16 protein-coding genes and 1 tRNA gene are annotated in these 20264 nt (G+C 60.6%); 7 read left to right on the top strand and 10 right to left on the bottom strand.

From position 1 onward, the window contains the following. Positions 1-23: 23 nt before the first annotated feature. The 3 genes from bamC to NA645_RS00575 all read left to right on the top strand — a co-directional run bounded on the left by bamC (position 24) and on the right by NA645_RS00575 (position 2359). Positions 24-1124 carry an outer membrane protein assembly factor BamC gene (bamC, locus tag NA645_RS00585; RefSeq protein WP_256047021.1) on the top strand — a complete coding sequence of 367 codons (1101 nt, stop codon included), beginning with the start codon at positions 24-26 and terminating at the stop codon, positions 1122-1124. A 132-nt stretch (positions 1125-1256) separates the two neighbouring features. Next, entirely contained in the window at positions 1257-2126 is an 870-nt protein-coding gene (locus tag NA645_RS00580; RefSeq protein ID WP_256047020.1) for a phosphoribosylaminoimidazolesuccinocarboxamide synthase, read from the top strand. Between the two features lie 143 nt (positions 2127-2269). After that, positions 2270-2359, top strand: a tRNA-Ser gene (locus NA645_RS00575). Between the two features lie 254 nt (positions 2360-2613). Here the strand turns inward: NA645_RS00575 and NA645_RS00570 are convergent. From NA645_RS00570 to NA645_RS00540, 7 genes are all read right to left on the bottom strand, one after another. After that, positions 2614-3960, bottom strand: coding sequence for an OprD family porin (locus NA645_RS00570; RefSeq protein ID WP_423836546.1), 1347 nt, complete (start codon positions 3958-3960; stop codon positions 2614-2616). 10 nt (positions 3961-3970) lie between these two features. Next, entirely contained in the window at positions 3971-5149 is a 1179-nt protein-coding gene (locus NA645_RS00565) for a DUF1624 domain-containing protein (RefSeq protein ID WP_423836551.1), read from the bottom strand. Positions 5150-5358: 209 nt separating this feature from the next. After that, complete coding sequence (locus tag NA645_RS00560; protein ID WP_256047019.1) at positions 5359-5682, bottom strand: DUF2149 domain-containing protein; 324 nt, start codon at positions 5680-5682, stop codon at positions 5359-5361. Then, the gene (locus NA645_RS00555; protein ID WP_256047018.1) at positions 5679-6158 is read right to left on the bottom strand and encodes a MotA/TolQ/ExbB proton channel family protein; all 480 of its coding nucleotides are present in this window, start codon (positions 6156-6158) and stop codon (positions 5679-5681) included. Before NA645_RS00555 ends, NA645_RS00560 begins: the two co-directional genes overlap by 4 nt. A gap of 10 nt (positions 6159-6168) precedes the next feature. Further along, positions 6169-10056, bottom strand: a complete 3888-nt coding sequence (gene cobN / locus NA645_RS00550) for a cobaltochelatase subunit CobN (protein WP_256047017.1) — start codon at positions 10054-10056, stop codon at positions 6169-6171. A 1-nt stretch (position 10057) separates the two neighbouring features. Further along, entirely contained in the window at positions 10058-12019 is a 1962-nt protein-coding gene (locus NA645_RS00545; protein ID WP_256047016.1) for a TonB-dependent receptor domain-containing protein, read from the bottom strand. 98 nt (positions 12020-12117) lie between these two features. Next, complete coding sequence (locus NA645_RS00540; protein ID WP_256047015.1) at positions 12118-12375, bottom strand: type B 50S ribosomal protein L31; 258 nt, start codon at positions 12373-12375, stop codon at positions 12118-12120. 198 nt (positions 12376-12573) lie between these two features. On the opposite strand from NA645_RS00540, the gene dksA reads away from it, so the two are divergent. From dksA to NA645_RS00520, 4 genes are all read left to right on the top strand, one after another. Next, positions 12574-12978 carry an RNA polymerase-binding protein DksA gene (gene dksA, locus NA645_RS00535; RefSeq protein WP_256047014.1) on the top strand — a complete coding sequence of 135 codons (405 nt, stop codon included), beginning with the start codon at positions 12574-12576 and terminating at the stop codon, positions 12976-12978. Positions 12979-12988: 10 nt separating this feature from the next. Continuing rightward, entirely contained in the window at positions 12989-14194 is a 1206-nt protein-coding gene (zigA, locus tag NA645_RS00530; RefSeq protein ID WP_256047013.1) for a zinc metallochaperone GTPase ZigA, read from the top strand. A 428-nt stretch (positions 14195-14622) separates the two neighbouring features. Next, positions 14623-16515: a 3-dehydroshikimate dehydratase QuiC gene (quiC, locus tag NA645_RS00525; protein ID WP_256047012.1), complete on the top strand. Its 1893-nt coding sequence runs from the start codon at positions 14623-14625 to the stop codon at positions 16513-16515. Between the two features lie 76 nt (positions 16516-16591). Continuing rightward, positions 16592-17251: a TetR/AcrR family transcriptional regulator gene (locus NA645_RS00520; RefSeq protein WP_256047011.1), complete on the top strand. Its 660-nt coding sequence runs from the start codon at positions 16592-16594 to the stop codon at positions 17249-17251. Positions 17252-17344: 93 nt separating this feature from the next. Here the strand turns inward: NA645_RS00520 and NA645_RS00515 are convergent, their stop codons facing one another. From NA645_RS00515 to NA645_RS00505, 3 genes are read right to left on the bottom strand one after another with little or no spacing between them, the layout of a single operon-like run. Further along, positions 17345-18349, bottom strand: a complete 1005-nt coding sequence (locus tag NA645_RS00515) for a TRAP transporter substrate-binding protein (protein ID WP_256047010.1) — start codon at positions 18347-18349, stop codon at positions 17345-17347. 44 nt (positions 18350-18393) lie between these two features. Next, complete coding sequence (locus tag NA645_RS00510; RefSeq protein ID WP_256047009.1) at positions 18394-19674, bottom strand: TRAP transporter large permease subunit; 1281 nt, start codon at positions 19672-19674, stop codon at positions 18394-18396. Continuing rightward, positions 19671-20213 (bottom strand): TRAP transporter small permease, encoded by a 543-nt coding sequence (locus NA645_RS00505; protein ID WP_256047008.1) that lies wholly within the window; start codon positions 20211-20213, stop codon positions 19671-19673. The genes NA645_RS00510 and NA645_RS00505 overlap by 4 nt, the downstream gene beginning before the upstream one ends. Positions 20214-20264: the final 51 nt, after the last annotated feature.

The raw sequence follows: 20264 nt of genomic DNA, 5'->3' as shown, positions 1-20264 counted from the left end.
GATCTAATAATGAAGGAACATGCATGAAGCGACTGGCCGGCCTCTCGACCCTAGCCCTGATCATCTCTGGAACCAGCGGTTGTGGCTGGCTGTGGGGAGAAGACGGATATTTCCGTGACCGTGGTAGCGACTATCTCCAGGCCCATCAGGTTCCGCCGATGCAGGTCCCAGCCGATAGTGAGTTGCGCCCGATCGAGCCCTTGCTACCAATCCCCCAGCAGGTCCCCGATACCCGTGCGACAGGCGAATACGAGGTGCCGCGCCCGCAACGGTTGCTGGTCGCCGAAGAAGCCAGCGAGTTCAGCCTGCAGACGTCAGAAGATGCGCGCTGGCTAGTCGCGATGCGTGAGCCGTCGCAAGTCTGGACTGCGACGCGACAGTTCTTCACAGACAATGGCTTTCAGATTGCCGAAGAGCGCCCGCAAACGGGAGAGCTCATTACGGCCTGGCAGACGCGTGATCAGCTGGCCCCAGCGCTGGTGCGCAACCTTGGGCTGGGCGACGGAGAAACCCGCATCCGGGTTCGTATCGAACCGGGTGTGCAACGCAACACGAGCGAGATCCAGCTGCTCAGCGTTCAGCGTCCCGCAGACAGCAATGCTGACGTGGCCTGGCCTGATGCCCCAGTCAATGCCGAACTCGATCGGGTACTGCTCGACGAACTGCAGGTCGGTCTAAACAGCAGCGCAGCGCAGGGCGGTTCAGCCTCTCTGCTTGCAGAGCGCGAATTCGACGCGCCCAGCCGAGTGACGCTCATCGAAGCGGGCAGCGGCACTCCGGTGCTACAACTTGATACTGACTTCAACCGTGCCTGGTCAAGTGTGGGCCGAGCACTGGCCGCAAGTGACATCCTCGTCGAGGATTTGGATCGGAGCCTCGGTGTCTACTACATCAACCTGTCGGAAGGCGCGGAAAATCCGGACGACGAGCCAGGCTTCTTCTCCCGCTTGTTCGGCGGGGCGCCCGACCGTGAAGAGATCGAGGCGCGTGCGGAGCGTTATCAGGTCCGTGTGAGCGATGTGGCCGGCAACATTCAGGTGACGCTCGACAAGAACCTCGACACCGTCGCGCCAGCCGACGTCGCACGGCGCGTGCTGAACATGCTCAAGGACAGCCTGGACTGAGATATCGCTCAGCCCACTCCAGCCAAGCCAGGCGAAACCCTCTCGGTTTCGCCTGTTTCGTTTGATGACAGGCCTGCCGTTACACTGCCGTCCCGCGCAACGTAACGAAGGTTCGGAACCGCGAGAATCGAAATGCCTACTCCCAATGCCCTCAGCCTGAAGAAAATCTATTCCGGGAAGGTTCGTGATCTGTACGAAATCGACGACAAGCGCATGCTCATGGTCGCTACGGACCGGCTCTCAGCATTCGATGTGATTCTCGCCGAGCCAATACCTGAGAAGGGCAAGATCCTCACGGCGATTTCGAATTTCTGGTTCGAGAAGCTTTCCGCTCTTGTACCCAATCACTTCACTGGTGACAAGGTCGAGGACGTGGTCTTGGCGCAAGAGCTGCCGTTGGTAGAGGGGCGGGCGGTGGTCGCCAAGCGCTTGAAGCCGGTTGCGGTAGAAGCCATTGTGCGTGGCTATATCGTCGGTTCCGGCTGGAAGGAATACCAGAAAAACGGAACCGTTTGCGGCATCCAGTTGCCGGCCGGCTTGAAGGAAGCAGCCAAACTGCCGCAGCCGATCTTCACGCCATCGACCAAAGCCGCCGTCGGCGATCACGACGAGAACATTTCCTTCGAGCAGTGTGAGGCCATCATTGGCAAGGAGTTGGCGGCCCAAGTGCGGGATATCTCCATTGCGCTGTACTCGGCAGCCGTCGAATACGCCGCAACCCGTGGAATCATCATCGCCGATACCAAGTTCGAGTTCGGTCTCGATGAAAACGGCAGTCTGACGCTCATGGACGAAGTGCTGACGCCCGACTCCAGCCGCTTCTGGCCTGCCGATAGCTACCGGGAAGGCAGCAATCCGCCAAGCTTCGACAAGCAGTTCGTTCGCGACTGGCTGGAGTCCACCGGCTGGAACAAGGAGCCGCCAGCGCCTCCGGTGCCGGCTGATGTCGCCCAGAAGACTGCAGACAAATATCGCGAAGCCCTGACTCGGTTGACGACCTGATTACAGCTTTTGACTGGCGCGGAATGGCGGCTTCAGCCATGACAAAAGCGTTGGGGGTTTAGCGCAACACCCTGAATATCGAGCGAAAAAACACCTACCTGGGGTTCGACAATCGCTTGCGAACTGCTATGATGCGCGCCGCTGGAGAGATGCCGGAGTGGCCGAACGGGACGGATTCGAAATCCGTTGAACAGGCAACTGTTCCTAGGGTTCAAATCCCTATCTCTCCGCCATTATTGAAAGACCTGAAAGCCCCGCCGCGCTTAGCGTGTAGCGGGGCTTCTTCTTTTTCTGAGTCTGGTTTTGGACAAAAAGCAGATTCCAGACCGCCGAAGCCGCCTATATCGATCTGACTCCATCATCTAAGAGACGATCGCATCCATACTTTTCGTGTCGGTTGGCATCCGGCCATAGTGCTTCTTCACGGTGCCGAGCCGCCGTGCGGTCTGCATTCGGATAGACCGGTAGCCTCTCACCGCGCTGCGGACTAGAACGTTCCTTGGATTGGATACTCGACCGCCAAGCGAATCTGGTCGGCGTCCAATTCCGCCTGATCGGTGTTGCCCCGATGCACTGCATAACGGGCGCTGAAGGTCATCCCTTGAGCGGCCCCGTTTTGTACGACGTAACGGGCTTCCAGGTCACGCTCCCAGTGCCGTCCGTTACGGCCATAGCCCAAATAGGCATAGCCACCGCTGGGGTCCACATCGCTACCGTCGATGCCACTGCCGCGAATATATGCTGCGCTGAAACTCAAGCCGGGGATGCCGTATGCGGCCATCGCCAGGTCATAGCGTAGTTGCCATGAGGCTTCATTCGGCCCGTTGAAGTCAGACAGCGCCACCGCGTTAGTGAGGTAGATGGCACCGCGGGTGACGTAATCGAACGGCGTATCTCCATGCACCTTCTGGTAGCCCAACGAAAAGCGATGGGCACCGTGCAAGTAAGTACTCATCAGGCTCCAGGTCGTGTTGTCGATAGCGCCCGAGCGTGCTTCGCCGGTGTCCTGTGTGCGGTAGAGATTCAGGTTAAAGGACAACGCCTGTTCGTCATCGATCGGCCATGCGTACACACCGCCCAGGTAATGCTGCCGCCAGGTTTCGTCGTATTGTGCGCTGTAAAGGACCAGGTCGAGGCGCTCCATGCCGTCATAGCTGCCGCCCAGGAAGTCGAACGAGTCGCCCTGTCTCCCGTTGGAGTAGTTCACGACGAACCCACGCTCGTGGCTGCTGGCATTGCGGTCGGCACTTTCGGTGAAATGACCGCCGTTGAAGGTCAGGTCACTCCATTCCTGGCTGGTCACCGACCAGCCTGTTGCGGTTTCGGGCAATAGGCGGCTGTCGGACGAACCGAAGACGGGCGTCTTCACCCGCTGCTCGCCGTATTTCAGCACTGTGGATGACAGACGCAGCTTCGCCGCTGCACCAGCGCGCCCATAGTCATCCTTGGGATGCCCCTCGTCATCCACCGAAAGCAGGCGAGCTTTTCCAGCGCGACCCCCACCGCTGTCCAGCTTTACCCCCAGATAGGCGTGGGCATCGAGGCCGAAGCCGACCGTGCCTTGGGTGAACCCAGAGGCGTAGCTGCCCATCAGCCCGTAGCCCCATTCCTCCGCCAGGTCACTGCGCTCGCCGCGCGGTTTAGCTGCATTGCGCGCGGCCCCGTTGAGCCCACCGTGGCGGTAATCACGCCGGTCGTAGACGGTACGGTTTAGCAGGTTCCATGAGCTGTCCTCAACGAAGCCCGTTGCCTGTTCCTGTGCTCCTGCACACGCCATCAGTGGCAGGCAGGCGACCGACAGTCCTTGCATCCAACAGCCGAATTGTCTGTTCATCATCGAGGTCTTAGAAGTACTTCAGCCAGGCGATATCGCGACGGCGCTGCTTGAGTTGCGCGAACCAGCGGGTCGGAAAATAAAGTGCTGCCGACAGCATCACAGCCCATAGCCAGATACCGGCGAGGCTATCGAAGCCGTAGTAGTTGCCTTGATTCAGGCCCCAGATCTGCACAGCGATCAGGTAAAGCGCCTTGAGTACCAGCAGGTGCAGGACGTAGAAGAACATCGGCGCGCCGCCATACAGCGAAAGCACCTTCAGCACGGGACGCCCTTCGAGTTGCTGAAACCAGGCGAGCAGCAGAAAGCCGACGCCGATGGTTGGCATCAGGAACATCAGGGAAGGCGGGTATTTGGTAAGCGACATGAAGCTCATGAAGGTGCGCACGCCGTTTTCCATGGCGCTCCAGGGCTTGTCGCCATAAACGTTCAGGTAGCGGATCAGGACGAAACCCGCGAGCAAACCGATACCCCACATCAACAGGCGGCGGGCACGCTGCGCCGGATCGGCATCGCGGGCAAACCAGGGACCGGCGCAGTAGCCAAGCGCGATGAGACCGATCCAGGGCAGGATGGGGTAAGTGGTCCGTGCACGCGTGTGCTCGGTGATTTCGATAAAGGAACGCTGGTGCAGGATCGACCAGATCTCGAAAAATGGCGAATCCGCTGTGAGCACGATGCCATCGAGCAGGTTGTGGCCGGCTACGATCACCAGGCCCAGCACCGCCAGCGCCGCACGCGGCATGTGGATAAGTGCGGACAGTACGATCATGCTCAAGCCGATTGCCCAGATGACCTGCAACCACAGGGTCGGCGGTACGAAGGTCGCGTTCCAGGCGAAGTTCACCAGGGTCAGTTCGAGGAACACGAGAAATACGCCCCGCTTGAGCAGGAACGTCGACACTTCGCTGCGGCTGTGGGATTGCCCGTACAACCATGCGGAAAGACCGGTCAGGAATACAAAGACCGGTGCGCAGACCATGCTGCTGATACGCGTGAAGAACAGCTCAGGTGGCGTGTTGACCGGATCCATGGGGTCGCCTACCTGAACGTGCAGGAAAAAGGTCTCCCGCACGTGGTCGACGAGCATGAACAGCATGACCAGCCCGCGCAATGCATCGATCGCAAGCATCCGCGTGCGTACCTGCGTCTTGGCATGAAGGGATGAAAGCGTGCCGGCTGCGGGCATCGTGGCGGCGGCGTTAGTCATGTAAGCGCGTCCTGGATATAAAGCGGGGCGCAAAAGTTATAATATAACAAGGTCGTTTGGAATGGCTGTTCGCCAAATTTTCGACCTGGCCCCGCGTAAGGTTCGACTACCCGGTAGGCTGTCGGCACGATACCGATGTGACTCAAAAGGATTTGGCTGTCTTCTTTTGCCTAAATCACGGTTAGAAATCACTTAACCAATGCATTCTCCTCGGGCACATAAATCATCCTTCCGTCGTTCAGGCGATAGGTGATTCCAGCCTTGGCGCCCTGGCCCTCGCCGATTTCCCCATTCGACTCATATTGCTTCAGCTCCTGGCCGTCCTTGATCAGCATGCGCATGTTCGCGTCGCCCGGATTTTCGATAACCACAATCTTCTCCTGGCTGAATGGATTGAGCGGGTTCTGCACGATGACGATGAGCAGAATGCCGATCACCACCAGGAACAGGTCGATCAGGTTGACGACCGAGAGCAGCGGGTCATCGTCCTCGTCATGGTCGAGAAATCTCATCGGTGCTGTACCCCGGCGCGTTCGATTACCCGCAGCTCCTGCAACAGCCAGCGGCGCCGAACGGTGAGAACGAAGAAGGTGATGCTCGCTGCGATGAGCGCAAGGATCACCGAGGAGAAGGCGACCACCAGGTTCTCGCCGATGCCTTTTGCATCGCTCTGGGTCAATGCCAGCAGGGCTGGGCCCATAGGGATCATGGTCGCGACCAGCCCAAGCATCGGCGCGCTCCGCGAGGTCACGCGCAGCCATTCCAGGCGTTGCATGATCCAGAGTTCGAGGTCATCGCTAGTGCCACCGTTTGCCGCTTGGTGCGCCGCGAGGACGGAGCGGTAACGGCCGTTACGGCGTTGCCAGGCCTCCATGGCGAAGCTGCCCAATGCCAGAAAGGCATAGGCCAGCGCGGCCAGGATCAATAGCAGGACGGGTACGAGAAAAATACGTGTCAGTTCGTAGAGACTGGTTTCAAGTGCGTTCATGGATTTCGGTTCATTGAGGGTTTAAAACCGGCTCGACGCGATGGTTGGCGAGCGCTTGGAGTAGGGCGCCAAGTACCAGGCACGACGCCAACGCGGCGATGCCGAGCAGAAGCCGCCATGGGCTCGGCGCTTCGTTCGGTTGCCCAGCCACTTCCTGCATCACCTGGCCGCGCACCGTCTCGCCCGCGCCCGCGTTGCTTGAAGAAGCGGGCGTTGCGGCAGTTGGGGCGGCTTCTGGCGCGAGGCCGTAGCCGGCGGCCATCGGTTCGATGAAGTCTCGGGTGATCGGCTCGCCGGCATCGGCGCCATGTTCGGTAGTGAGCGCCTGCCAACGTTCGGCCAGTTCGCGGCGGGTTTGATCGGAGGCATCCCAGTAGCCCTTGCGGATCGCTTCGGCCAGGCGTTCGATCAGCTGGGCCTGGGCCGTGGGGTTGTGCGCCTCGAACCATTGATCGAGGCCGAGCTCGCGCTGATCCATTACGAAGGTGTCATGCAGGGCCTGCCATTGGTCGGCGCGAACCATGCTGCGATCGGCGGCTTGCCAGCCCCAGAGGTTGTTGGCGACGTTCAACACCTCTAGCGTGCCGGCGTAGCCTTCCTGCTGCATCGCGCTGATCCATTGCGGGTTCAGGTAGCGGCTGCGCAGTTCCCTGGCAAGATAGCTCGCCGCGCCCGTCGTGCGGGGCTCGGCCTTGCGTAGGTCCGATATGTAGAGTGATGGACTGGCACCGTCGAGATGGCGGACCGCCAGGGAAAGCCCCCCCAGAAACTCGAATGGATGGTCGGTCGACAGCACGCCGTTGAGCTCGCTGGAGCGGGCCATGATCGCAGCCTGAACGCCCTTGAGCTGCTCGGCGAACAGGTTCTGGCCTTCGATCTTTTCTCCCCAGCTGCCGGTGCCGTAGCCATATTGCAACCGCGAGAGGAACTGCTCGGCGAGGGCCGAATCGTTCTCCCAGCGTGTCGAGTCCATCGTCAGCTGGGAAACACCGGTGCCATAATCGCCGGGCTCGTTACCGAACAGACGCAAGTGCGACAAGCGCTCGGCGCGATCGGCATCGACTCCTTGATCCTGTAGCCGCTGGGCCAGCCGTCGGCTGTTGCTGGCCAACGTATTGCCCGGCTCATCCAGCACGGCGAGCCGCTCCATCACATCGGCCAATTGCCGCATGAAGCCGTCGAACTGATCGCGGTAGACGCTGGTGACCTGGACCACGACATCGATGCGTGCTCTGCCAAGTTCTGCTGCCGGGATGATTTCCAGGGTACGAATCCGTCCTCCCTCATCCCATACCGGGCGCACGCCCAGTGCGTGCAGGACCTGGCTTTCGAGGATGCCAAGGTGGCGCATGGCTTCGGATGACCATAGGCTGAAGGCGAGCTTCGTCGGCAATGCGCCTTCGTGCTCATCACGGTAGCTCGCGAGCAGTTGCTCCAGCGCCTTGCCGCCTGCCTCATAGGCCGCTCGGGTCGGCAACTTGTCGGCCTCGAAGGCGTAGAGGTTGCGACCGCTTGGCACGTCCGGATTGCGCACCGGGTCGCCGCCGGGGCCGGGTGCGACGAAGCCGCCGGCAAGACCGGTCAGCAGCGCTTCCATTTCCCCCGTGTCGGTCAGCCGGGCGTCCAACACGCGTGCGCGTTCGATCTGCTCGCGCAGTTCGGTATCGGTAATCGAGTCAAGGCTTTCACCGTCGCGCAAATAACGCTGCAGCGTGCGGTAGGGAAGGCTGGCCTGTAGCCCGGCGAAATCCTCGGCCATCGGCTCGTCGTCGGTCAGCTCCAGCGCACGCAGGTAGGGCTCGCCCAGCTGTTGCAGCACGGTGGCCAGACGGTGTTCGGCGGATGCAGGCTCGCCGAAGGTGTGCAGGCCGAGCGGCAGGTTCGCCTGGGCCATCTCGTGCAGGTAATCATGCAACGCCAGCAGGAAGTCTCCGGTATTGGCGCGCATGCGCGCTTCGTCCCAGCCAAGGTCTTCCAGCAGCTTGCTTTGCAAGGCCAACCGACGAATACGTTCGGCCGTGTTTTCACGCACCGCGCCTTCGTCGAGCTGCTGGTATTCGTGGATCAGCGCATGCACGTCGCGCAGCTCGTCATAGAGCCCGGCGGGCGCGAAGGGCGGTGTCTGGTGACTGACGATGACCGCGCGACCGCGACGGCGCGCCTGTATGGCTTCGCCGATGTTGTCCTGAATGTAGGGGTAGAACACCGGCATATCGCCCAGCGCAAGGAAGGGGTAGTCGCTCGCGGCCAGACCGCGATCTTTACCGGGTAGCCATTCCTGCGTGCCGTGCGTGCCGAAGTGAATCAGCGCATCGGCTTTAAAGTCCTCTCGCAGCGCTTGATAGGCGGCCAGGTAGAGATGATCCGGCGCGACCTTGCTGTCGTGATAGGCCTCGCCGGGGCGGCCGGCGCGCGGCGGTTGCGGCAGCAGCAACAGCTTGCCGAGGCGCGCGGCAGGAATGATGAAATGAGGCTTGCCGTCTACTTCACGTAGCGCCCAATGGTCAGCCGGATCGCCCCATCGCTCGAGTAATGCCTTGCGTCTGAATGCCGGCTGATCCGCGAGCCAACGCTGGTAATCCGATAGCTGTAACGTCACGGCAAGGCCCTCTGCTAGCAAAGCATCGAGCGTCTGCGGCCGGTAGTAGCCGCTAAGCAGGCGCTGCGCCGTTTCGATCAACCTTTCCTCATCCGTAGCGGGCACGTCATAACCGGCCTCCTGCAGCGCCGAGGAGAGGTGCGCGAGACTGCGTGGCACGTTGAGGTTCGAGGCGGCCACGTTCTTTTCGCCGTCGGGGTGGTTCCAGAACATCAACGCCAGATACTTTTCCTCGGGTGCAAGCCGACGCAGCCGGGTCAGGCTGTCGACCTTGCCGAGCAGTGCCTCGACTTGCTCGGGGATCGGGGTCGGCTCGCCGTTTTCGACGGCGGCGATCACCAGCGGATCGGTCATGCCCCAGCTTTCCGGAATGGTCAGCATGGCCGCGGCGGTTCGCGCCGTGATACCGCTGTCTGACGCTTGCCAATGCGCAGGATCACCTTCACGCCAGGTCAGGGTGGACAGCACCGGGATGCCAAGTGCTAGAAACTCTGCCTGACGTGCCAGACCGTTCTGCATGTGCTGAAGGTTGACCAGCACATCGCTGCGTGCGGGTACCAGCACCTTGCTCAGCGCTTGTGGGTCCCTGTCGTCCATCCAGAATGCGATTGGAGCCTGGCCACGCGACTCGCTGCTTTTCATCAACGCGTCGATCAACCGCAACTGGCTATCGACGATGGCACCGCGGTGAATGGCGAAGGCGACACGCGGCGCATCTTTCGCCCAGCGATCGGCGCCCCAGGAGAGGTATTCGTCGAGTTCTGTAAAGGGCGCGGGTGCGTCGGGGTGATAAAAGCCGACCTTGCCCAGCTCCGTAGGGGCAGGAATCGAGTCGGTGGGAAGGTCGTCGTGCCAGGCTCGAAGGTAGGCGAACAAATCCCTGAAGTTATGCTCGCCGCCGTTGGCGTAATAACCGATCAACCGCCTGGCGACCGGCGTGGGCAGGTTGCCAAAGGCAGGCGAACCACCGCCGACGCGTATCCAAGGCGTGCCCTTCGCGATTAGCGCGTCGAACTGCTGCTGGACTGTTGCAAGATCCCCAGGGCGCGGCGTGTCCAGTATCAGCAGGTCCGCGTCAGTGCCGTGTTGCGGCGCGGCTACCGAGGACACGCGAAAGGTGCCGAGCGTGACACCGTATTGGTCCGCCCAGTCCGCCAGCCGGTCGAACTTGCCTTGCAGGACGAAGTCGGTCGTCAGCACCTGTACCTGGATGTCTTGCCGTACCGGGTTGGCGAACGCAGCCGCTCCCCAGCCGGCCAGCGCAATTAGCGCCGCGCCGATTCTGATCCAACTGGGCATGTCAGAAACTCAGGCTCAAGCCGACGTGATAAGTACGGCCCGGTTCGGCGAAGGTGAAGTTGTCAGACGCATCGCTGAAGTCTTCGTCGGTCAGGTTTTCGATGCCGCCGCGAATACTTAGGGCGTCGGTAATCCGCTGCGTCAGCTCCAGATGCCACAGGCTGTAGGCCGGCACCGCATAGGCCGTGTTGCTGGAATAGGTCAGCTGGCTGCCGACGTACTCGCCACGCAGCTGCCCGGTAAACGTGGCGTTTGGCGTCCATTGCAATCGGGTATTGGCCAGATGGCGGGCGCGATCACCCAGGCGCCGGTCGGCGCTGCGGTCGATGGCGTCGAGGTAGGTGTAATTCAGGTCCCAGCGCAGGTCGGCAGGCAAATCCACACCGCCGCCCAGCTCGAGCCCGCTGATGCGCGCCTCGTCGACATTGTCGTAGTTGCGAACTTCTTGGCCGCGAACGCCACAGCTCGATACGCAGACCGTCTGGATCAGACCGCGCACGTTGTTCTGAAAGACACCCGCGTTCAGCGACCAGCCGTCTGCCCGATAGTCCGCGCTGATTTCGTACATGGTGTTGATCTCGGGTTCGAGATCCGGATTGCCGTAGATCCTGAACATCCCGCCGCCGCCGATGGCCGAATAGCCCGGCGATAGCTGCTTGAGCGAGGGCGCCTTGAACCCGCGGCCACCGCCGCCCTTGATCGTCAGGGCATCATTGACATGGTGAACCAGGTAGGCACGCGGGCTGTTGTGCCAGCCGTATTCCTCGTGCTGATCGAAGCGATTGCCCAGGACCAGCGACCAGGCCGGGTTGAACTCGACTTCATCTTGCAGAAACAGCGCACGGTGAATGATTCGGGCATCGCCTGTCGTAAAACCGCCGTCCTCCAGCTGCTCCTTGCGCCACTCGCCGCCGAGCGTGATCAGGTGCATGTCGGCAAATGGCAGGGTCAGGCTGCCATCGACGATGTCGTCGGTGAGTTCCTGACGTGGCGAGGAGGGGACCACGCCGTTGGTATAGCGGTTGGTGCGCTCCAGTGTGTTGCGGTAGGCGCGCAGCGAGCTGCTGCCCCACGCCCAATCGCCGCTATGGGCGAGGGAGAATCGCTCACGTTCGATGCGATCGCTGGACTCGTACTCCACCGGTGCGCGTCCAGCACTGCGAGTGTTGCGCCAGCGATCCTCAAGGCCGCTTGCATAGCTGAAGTCGATGCGTTGCGCGGTGTCTGGCGTCCAGCTCAGGGTGATGTCGCCGCTGTGTGCGTCACGGCCTTCGATCTCCGACAGCGAGGCGTCCTCGTGAAAGGGCGTTTCCTGGCGGCGCCGCGTCTCGCCGCTCAAGGATAGGCCGAGCAGTCCAGGCACAAGCGGGCCGCCGGCATAGACCCCAAGTTGATGTGTCTGGCCGCCGCGCCCGTCCTCGCGTACGCCGCCGTTGATCTGCGCCGCGCCCTGCCATGCGTCCGTCGCGCGCCGCGTAATGACATTGATCACACCCCCGAGCGCCTCGGAACCGTAGAGCGAGGACATCGGGCCGCGTATCACCTCGATGCGCTCGATCGCCTCCACCGGCATCCAGCCCAGGTCGAAATCAGCATGCGCCACGGCGCCAGCGGCGGTGTTGATGCGCTGTCCATTCACCAGCACCAAGGTGTGCTCGCTTCCCATCCCTCGAATACTGACGCCACGGCGCGTCATGCCAATGCCGGTGAACTGGAGCCCCGGCGTGCCACGCAGGGCATCTTCGAGATCCTGAACGGGCCGCATGCTCAGTTCCTCGCGGGTAATGACTGTAACGCTTGCGGGTGCATCGCTCAGCTGGCGCACCGTGGAGGTGGCCGTGATGACCGTGGGCTCGAGGTCCAACGTCTTTTCAGCACCCAATGCGGTCAGGGGTAGCAGGGCGAGGGCAGTAACGAGTCGGGAGGGTGTGCGGACGGTAAAGAGGCGGGTCTTGCGGGACATTGAAGCGTCTTCCGTGGCTTGGATGATTGTGATCAGGGGCGAGGGCGCGATCCGCTCGGGTATTCGAGCGGATCGTCTCGGCGTTGTGAAAAGTGCGATCACTTCTTCGTGGTAAATCCTGCGAAGCGCTTGTTGAAGCCCGCGATACGGCCTTCGGACGTCGTTTTGCGTTGCTGGCCGGTGTAGACCGGATGCGATGCGCTGGACACGTCGAGCGCCACGTACGGGTAGGTATTGCCATCGGTGTGCTGGTGCGTACGGCTGGATTCGACCGTCGAGCCAATCAGGAAGTAGACGTCCGCCGCCGTGTCGTGGAACAGGACGGGACGATAGTCGGGATGGATGCCTGGTTTCATAAGCCGCTCCTTCATTTCGAATAGGGTGTGATTGATATGACTTTAAATGTTATATCATAACTATATCTGGCTGAGCGACACCCCTGATGGGATCCCACCGTAGCCCAGCAGGTATGCCAAACGCCTTTATCAAGAAGAACTTCAGAGAGCGGTTTGATTTATGGATGTTGTCGTCTCAATCGATCATTGGTGCCACCCATGACTGAGCAGGAACTACTTCAGCAACCCTCCAGCGCATACATGAGCGAACAGCAGCAGGCGTTCTTTCGCGAACTGCTGCTGACCGAGCGTCGTGAGCTGCAGGAGCGAATCACGAGCGAGTTCGATGAACTACGCGATCACGAGCCGAGCAGCGATCCCGCGGATATCGGTAGTGCGGAGGAGCAGCGTCAGTGGCAGCTGCGCCTGCTCGAACGTGAGAAGAAGCTGCTCGACAAGATTGACCGGGCGCTCGAGCGCCTGGCCCACGGCGAATACGGCTGGTGTGAGGAAACCAGCGAGCCGATCGGTCTGCGCCGCCTATTGCTGCGACCTACTGCGACGCTGTGCATCGAGGCCAAGGAGCGGCAGGAAAAGAAAGAGAAACATTTACGTGAGACCTGAGGCTTCCCCCATGACTGATCGACTTCCCGTCACCGTACTGTCCGGCTTTCTTGGTGCCGGCAAGAGCACACTCCTCAACCATGTGCTGAAGAATCGCGAGAACCGTCGTGTCGCGGTGATCGTCAACGACATGAGCGAAATCAACATCGACGGCAGCGAAGTGCAACGCGATGTAAGCCTCAACCGTGCCGAAGAGAAGCTGGTAGAGATGAGCAATGGCTGCATCTGCTGCACCTTGCGCGAAGATTTGCTGGAGGAAGTCAGTCGCCTGGCTCGCGACGGCCGTTTCGACTACCTGCTGATCGAATCCACCGGCATCGCCGAACCCTTGCCGGTGGCCGAGACCTTTACCTTCCGCGACGATCAGGGGCGCAGCCTGTCCGACCTGGCGCGCCTGGATACCATGGTCACGGTGGTCGACGGGGTCAATTTTCTCCTGGATTTTCACGAAGCGGAGAGCCTGGCCAGCCGCGGCGAGACGCTGGGCGAAGAGGACGAGCGCTCCATTACCGACCTGCTGATCGAACAAGTAGAGTTCGCCGACGTCATCCTGATCAGCAAGATCGACCTGATCTCCAGCGCCGAGCGTGAAGAGCTGACCGCTATCCTGCGCGGCCTCAACACCCATGCGGAAATCCTGCCGATGAGCATGGGCCAAGTGCCGCTGGGCAGGATCCTGGATACCGGCCGCTTCGATTTCGAGCGTGCCGCTCAGGCGCCGGGCTGGCTCAAGAAGCTGCGCGGCGAGCATGTGCCGGAAAGCGAGGAATACGGTATCGCTTCGACCGCGTATCGCGCGCGTCGGCCATTCCATCCGCAGCGTTTCTACGAATTTCTGACCCGTGACTGGAGCAACGGCAAGCTGCTGCGCTCCAAGGGCTTTTTCTGGCTTGCCAGCAAGTATCGCGAGGCCGGTAGCTGGTCCCAGGCCGGCGGTCTGATGCGCCATGGCCTGGCCGGAAGTTGGTGGCGCTTCGTCCCCAAGACACAATGGCCAACCGATGACGAGGGTCTGCAGGAAATTCTCAAGCATTGGGACGTCCAGACCGGCGATTGCCGGCAGGAACTGGTGTTCATCGGGCAGAACATCGACTTCGAACGACTGAGCGTCGAACTGGATGCCTGCCTGCTCGATGAACAGGAGATGGCCGTGGGCGTGCAGGCCTGGGAACGGCTTCCCGACCCCTTCGGCCCCTGGCACGAGGCTGTCGCTTGATGGTAGCTAGCCGGCGAGAGGTAACCGCCGCAGGCTCTTACCCAATCCCTCGGAGTATCAGTCCTCAATACCTGAGCGCATCAACAAACAGCGAGGCCTGACACCTATCTGGGATAGTACAGACGAAAGCCTCGGAGGCAGGGGCACCAGTTGGCTAGAGCCTCCTAAGCCGCCATCGGCTGACGTGATCGGCCGAGCGCTGATCGATGTGGTGAGATAATCGGTGCGGCTGGTCGATGTCGGCGGCAACGGCGATGCGCTGGTATCAACAGACAGCCGTCTGGCCCGAAATGGAACTGACCGATAATCGCCCGATTAAAGTAACTGGTTAGTACATTTTCTTGCCTGTGCCCTTAGCGGCTCTAATAATCATGCGAACGTCCGAACCCATCGGGTCGCAGTGGCGGCCTGGCCAGCAGGAGGTCCTCATGAAGCGTTCTATTGCCACCGTCTCGCTCAGCGGCACGTTACCCGAGAAGCTCGAGGCCATAGCGGCGGCGGGATTCGATAGCGTTGAGATCTTCGAAAACGACCTGTTGTACCACGGTGCGAGCCCGCGCGAGGTTGGCCGTATGACGCGCGATCTGGGCCTTGAGGTCTCGCTGTTTCAGCCGTTCCGTGACTTCGAGGGCTGCCGTCGCGATCGGCTTGGGCGCAATCTTGACCGGGCTGAGCGCAAATTCGATCTGATGCAGGAGCTGGGTACCGACCTGGTGCTGGTGTGCAGCAATGTCGCCGTCGATTCGATCGGCGATACGGACATCCTCGTCGATGACTTGCGCCAGCTTGCTGAGCGCGCGGCGGCACGTAATCTACGGATCGGTTATGAGGCGCTCGCCTGGGGCCGCCATGTAAAAACTTGGCGGCAAGTCTGGGATATCGTGCGCGAGGCGGATCATCCGAATCTAGGTGTGCTTCTCGACAGCTTCCACACACTTTCGCTGAAGGATGATCCGAGCGGCATCGCTGACATTCCAGGCGAAAAGATCTTCTTCGTACAGCTCGCGGACGCGCCGCTACTGGCGATGGACGTGCTCGAGTGGAGCCGGCATTTTCGCTGCTTTCCGGGTCAGGGCGAGTTCGACCTACCGGGATTTCTCGCGCCGATCCTGCGCGCGGGGTATCAGGGCCCGATTTCGCTGGAGGTCTTCAATGATGGCTTCCGGGCGGCGCCCCCTCGCCAGAATGCCGTCGACGGGCTGCGCTCGTTGCGCTATCTCGAAGAGAAGACAGCGGACTTGCTGCATCACCAACACCAGGACGTCACGCAGCCTTTATTTCATCCGCCCGCCGTTGGGCCGATGCAGGGTGTCGAGTTCCTTGAGTTCGCCGTCGACGAGCCGCTAGGCGCGCGCTTGTCATTGCTGCTCGGGAAGTTAGGGTTTTCTCAGGCAGGACGACACCGCAGCAAGTCCGTCAGCCTGTTCCGCCAAGGCGACATCAACCTGGTGCTCAACAGCGAGCCGTACTCGTTCGCCCATGGTTTTCTGGAAGCTCACGGTCCATCGCTCTGCGCGACCGCGTTCAAGGTGCGCGACAGCGGCGAGGCGCTCGAGCGCGCGCGTCAGTATGGCGGCCAGCCATACCGGGGCCTGGTTGGGCCAAACGAGCGTGAAATTCCGGCAGTACGGGCGCCGGACGGAAGCCTGCTGTATCTGGTCGATGATGGGCCAGAGACAGGCAGCATCTACGAAACCGATTTCGAGTTGAGCCCCGTATCCGAGGATGGCCCGCTGCTGCGTATCGACCACCTGGCGATGGCATTGCCGGCCGAAAGCCTAGACAGCTGGGTGCTGTTCTACAAAACCGTGCTGGATTTCGAAGCGGACGATGAAGTGGTGCTGCCTGACCCTTACGGCCTGGTTAAAAGCCGCGCCATCCGCAGCCGCTGTGGAACCGTGCGTCTACCGCTGAACATCTCGGAGAACCGTAACACCGCAATTTCGCATGCCCTGTCGCACTACCGCGGTTCGGGCGTGCACCACATCGCTTTTGCTTGTGATGACATCTTCGCTGCGGTCAGCCGGGTCAAGGATGCTGGTGTCCCGCTGCTGGAAATTCCCATGAACTACTACGACGATCTGGCGGCACGGTTCGATTTCGACGACGACTTCCTCAGCCAGCTCGCGTATTACAACGTGCTGTACGATCGCGACGCGCAAGGCGGCGAGTTCTTTCACGTTTATACCGAGCCATTCGAGGACCGTTTCTTCTTCGAAATTCTGCAGCGCAAGGACTATGTGGGGTACGGCGCCGCCAACGTTGCAGTGCGACTGGCCGCGATGGCTCAAGCCCGCGCTGGGCGTGCCTTACGCCCCTGAACAATCTGGGCGGCCGGTGACATTTTCACCGGCCGACAGTAATAATTCCGGCATTCGCCGAACCACCGAGCCTTACATGTCGGACACGTCTACCGAAACTACGCTGACCACACGTCAGCCGCGCAAGAACAATCCTGAAAAGACGCGGCAGGAAATCCTCCTCGCCGCCGTTACCGAGTTCGCCGAGCAGGGCCTGAGCGGCGCGCGCGTGGATGCCATTGCCGAGCGCACCCGTACGTCGAAGCGGATGATCTACTACTACTTCGGTAGTAAAGAGCAGCTCTATCTGGCGGTACTTGAGAAGCTCTACGGCGACATTCGCGCTACCGAAGAAGACCTGAAGCTCGACGAGCTGGAGCCTGACGAAGCGATTCGCCGGCTCGTCGAATTCACCTTCGAGCATCACAGCCGCAACGTGGATTTCATCCGAGTCGTGAGCATCGAGAACATTCACAAGGGCGCTCATATCGCCAAGTCGCAAGTGATTGCCGCACTGAACAAGTCCGTGCTGACCTCGATTTCGTCGATCCTTGACCGAGGAGTAGCGAAAGGGTTGTTCCGTCGCGATATCGATCCGCTTGATCTACACATGCTGATCAGCTCGTTCTGCTTTTTTCGTGTGTCCAACCGGCATACCTTCTCGACGATCTATGAAATCGACCTGTCGGAGTCGGCTATTTTTGAGCGCCACAAGCGGATGATTGGCGATGCAGTGATTCGCTACGTGCTGGCTTGATGAGCCGTTGAAAGGGCAGGCAGTAAGCGTAATCACCATTGTGCGGGCAAAAAAAGACGGGCCATTGGCCCGTCTTTTTTGTGCAGCTGGCTATTACTGACCAACCGCCTCGTTCAGCGACTTCAATAGGTTCGGATCAATGTCCTTGGAGAACTGCTCGATCACCGGTTTGACCTTCTCGCGGAAAGCAGCCAGTGCCGATGTGTCCACTTCGTTGAACTCCATCGTCTCCTTCAGGGTGTTCAGCGCCTGACCTTGGCGTTCCTGAGTTATCTCGCGTTGGTACTGAGTCGCTTCTTTAGCGGCTTCTCGAATCACCGCTTGTTCATCGGCGTTCAGGCGGTCCCAGGTCTTCTGGCCGATGATCAGCGACTGCGGGTTGTAGATGTGGTTGGTTGCCGAGAGGTACTTCTGCACCTCATTGAATTTGCTGCCCTCGATCACCGTGAACGGGTTTTCTTGACCGTCGACGGTGCGCTGCTCAAGGCCCGTGTAGACCTCGGGGAAGGGCATTGGTACCGGATTGGCACCCAGCGCCTTGAAGGTTTCCAGATAGATCGGCGATTGGATGACGCGGATTTTCAGCCCTTCCAAATCCTGCGGGCCTGTGATCGGACGGCTGTTGTTGGTCACCTGACGGAAGCCAAGATCCCAATAGCCGAGGCCGATCAGGCCTTTGCTTTCCAGGCGCTTGCCCAGCTCCTGACCAACCGGGCCGTCCATGACGGTGTAGGCCTGCTCACTGTTTTCGAACAGGAACGGAAAGTCGAACAGCGCGAAATCAGGGACCTGAGCGGCAAGGATTCCCGAATTGAGCACGGTCACGTCGAGCGTACCGCCTTGCAGCGCGGAGACGGTTTGCAGGTCACCGCCGAGGGTGCCGCCTGGGAAGAGGCGGACCTTCATCTTGCCGCCCGACTTTTCGCTCACCAGATCGGCGAACTTCTGCGCACCGAGGCCTTGCGGATGGTCCTTCACGTTCTGGAAGGCAAAGCGCAGCGTTTGGTCACGGTAGTCTGCCGCCTGGGCCTGCAGGCTACCTACAGCAAGGCCAGTGGCGCAGACCGCGGCGGTGAGGGTTTTCAACCAGTTGTTCATGTGACTCTCCATTGTTGTTGTTGGGCGAAGCACAGGGATGCCGGCTATCCGGCGAGAAACTTCATCGGACCGATGACCAGGATCGGAAACAGCACGAGCAGCAGAAGCACAAAAAGCTGGGCGAGAAGGAACGGCCAGACGCCGCGCACGATTTCTTCGATTTTGAGTTTCGAGACGCCGCAGACCACATTCAGTACGGTGCCCACCGGTGGCGTGATCAGGCCAATAGAGGTGTTGATCAGGAACAACACACCGAAATACACCGGATCGATACCGGCTTGCTTGATAGCAGGCATCAGTACGGGCGTCAGGATCAGGATGGTCGGCGTCATGTCCATCACCGTACCCACCGCGATGATGACTAGCATCACAGCGATCAACAGCAGGGTGGGGTTGTCCATCAGTGGCTCCAGCAGATCCGACAGCTGGCCAGGCAGGTCGGCGATGGTCACGAGCCAGGAAGAGACCATCGCCGCTGCAACCAGCAACATCACCACCGATGTGGTTCTAGCCGCAGACAGCGTCACCTTGTAAAGGTCGGTCAGTTTCAGCTCGCGGTAAACCACGACCGAAACGAACAGGGCATAGACGGCCGCGACGACGGCCGCTTCAGTCGGAGTGAAGATGCCGAACTTGAGGCCAACGATGATGATCACCGGCAACCCCATCGCCCAACTGCCCTCAACTATGGCTTGCAATACCTCCTTGCGGCTGCGCTTTGGGGGTGTCTCGACAACTTCGCGGCGGGAGACGAACCACCAGGCGATTGCCAGCGCCGCACCGAGCATCAGCCCCGGAACGATACCGGCAAGGAACAACTTGGAGATGGACACGCCCGACGCGACACCGAATACGATGAAGCCAATGCTCGGAGGAATGACCGGCGCGATGATGCCTCCGGCAGCAATCAATCCAGCCGAACGGTGCCGGCTATGACCAGCCGACACCATCATCGGCACCAGTAGCGCCGCAAGCGCGGCGGCGTCTGCTACTGCCGAACCGGAGAGCGACGCCAGCAGGCAGGATGCGATGATCGCGACATAGCCGAGCCCGCCCCGTTTGTGCCCGACCAGCGCCAAGGCAATGTTGACGATGCGGCGCGAGAGGCCGCCGGCGTTCATGATTTCGCCAGCAAGCATGAAGAAGGGGACGGCCATCAGTGGGAAGCTGTCGGCGCCGTTGAGCAGGTTCTGGGCGATGATCTGTGCATCGAACAGCCCGAGGTACAACATCAACGCGACGCCAACCAGCAACAGCGCGAAGGCAATCGGGATGCCTAATGCCATGCCGCCCAGCAATGATCCGAGGAAAACAAGCAGGGTCATGGTTGAGTCCTCGCGTCGGTGGCAGGCACCAAATGCTCGGTCGCGTCGGGTGCGTCGCTGTGACCGTCACCGTTGAGTCGGCCGCGCAGTGCCTGAATCAGCTCGACCAGCAAAATCACGCTGGCGCTGACCCCGAATACGACGCCGGCGGAGTAGAACCAGGCCATCGACAGGCCAGACGCTGGGGCGGTCACGTCGAGATTGATGACCGCCTGCGCCCAGCTGCCTTTGGTAATCAACCAGCAGACAAACAGCATGAGCAGGTGACCGATGACCAGGCATATCCGCTGGCCAATCACCGGTAGTCGCTTTACGACACTGTCGAGGCCCAGATGGGCGTGCTCGCGCAGTGCGATCAACGCACCCAGGAACACCATCCAGACGAAGCACCAGCGCGACAGCTCTTCGCTGACGCTGATGCCTGAATTGAACGCATAGCGCAGCACGACGTTGCCAAACACCATTACGACCATCACTGCCATGCACCCGACTACCAGCAGTTTCAGGAGCCGGAAGTACCATTCGACGAGGATTTTCATCTCGTACGCACCTCTTGTTTTTGTAATGCCGGCAGCGTCGTGGCCGCCGGC

This window comes from Stutzerimonas stutzeri, assembly GCF_024448955.1.
GTDB classification, from domain to species: Bacteria; Pseudomonadota; Gammaproteobacteria; order Pseudomonadales; family Pseudomonadaceae; genus Stutzerimonas; species Stutzerimonas stutzeri_AQ.
This window is presented reverse-complemented; position numbering and strand designations above follow the sequence as displayed.